Raw genomic sequence first — 996 nt, 5'->3', positions numbered from 1 at the left:
TCCTATACGGTGGTGGACGGCGAAGTTTACTACCGCGAAAATTCGGTCATGACGCCAGTGGAGCTGAGCGGCGACGCAAAGGAGCGGGTCAAGGGGATGGTGGAGCTGCGGAGCATCGTCAATGAACTGATCGCCTACCAGCTGGAAGATTTCCTGGAGTCGGACATTGCCGCCAAGCAGGCCGAACTGAACGCCGCTTACGATGCCTTCACCACAAAATTTGGCTTGCTCAACGACCGCAAAAACGGGCGGCTCTTTGAGGACGATTCCTCTTATTATTTGCTCTGTTCCCTCGAAAATCTGGACGAAAACGGCAAGCTCAAGAGCAAGGCGGATATGTTCACAAAACGGACCATCCGGCCCGAGCGTGCCGTCACCCATGTGGACACTCCTGCCGAGGCGCTGGCGGTGTCCATTGGAGAGAAAGGCCGGGTGGACTTGCCCTATATGGCGGAATTACTGGGCACGCCCGAGGATTTCGGGCGCATTACCGAGGAGCTGCGCGGGGTGATTTTCCAGGACCCTTCCGACCAGAACTGGAAAACTGCCGACGAGTATCTGTCCGGCAACGTCCGCAACAAACTGCAGATCGCCAAGCTGGCCGCTGCGAATGACCCGGCTTTTGAGGTCAACGTGGAGGCCCTGACCGCCGCCCAACCCAAGGACCTTGATGCCACCGAAATCGACGTGCGGCTGGGGGCAACCTGGATCAGCCCCGACATCATCCAAAAGTTTATGAACGAGACCTTTCAAATTCCCTTTTATTTAAGGTACGCCATTCGGGTCAAATTTTCCCCGTCCACCGCCGAGTGGCGGATCGAGGGCAAGACCAAAACGGGCCACAACGACGTCATGGCCTACGAGACCTTCGGCACGGCGCGGGCCAGCGCCTACAAGATTCTGGAGGACACCCTCAACCTCCGGGATGCGCGGGTCTATGACACCGTGGAGGATGACAGCGGCAAACCCAAGCGGGTGTTGAACAAAAAGGAGACC

Annotated in this window: 1 protein-coding gene; it reads left to right on the top strand. The window is 57.6% G+C overall.

Annotation, left to right across the window (positions count from 1 at the left end):
- Positions 1-996, top strand: a 996-nt coding sequence (locus tag B5G12_RS14170) for a DUF8437 domain-containing protein (RefSeq protein ID WP_522731453.1), incomplete at both ends; no start/stop codon positions are given.

Source organism: Faecalibacterium sp. An58 (genome assembly GCF_002161515.1).
Lineage (GTDB): Bacteria > Bacillota > Clostridia > Oscillospirales > Ruminococcaceae > Faecalibacterium > Faecalibacterium avium.
Note: the sequence above shows the minus strand (reverse complement) of the source record. Positions and strands in the feature narration are given on the sequence as shown.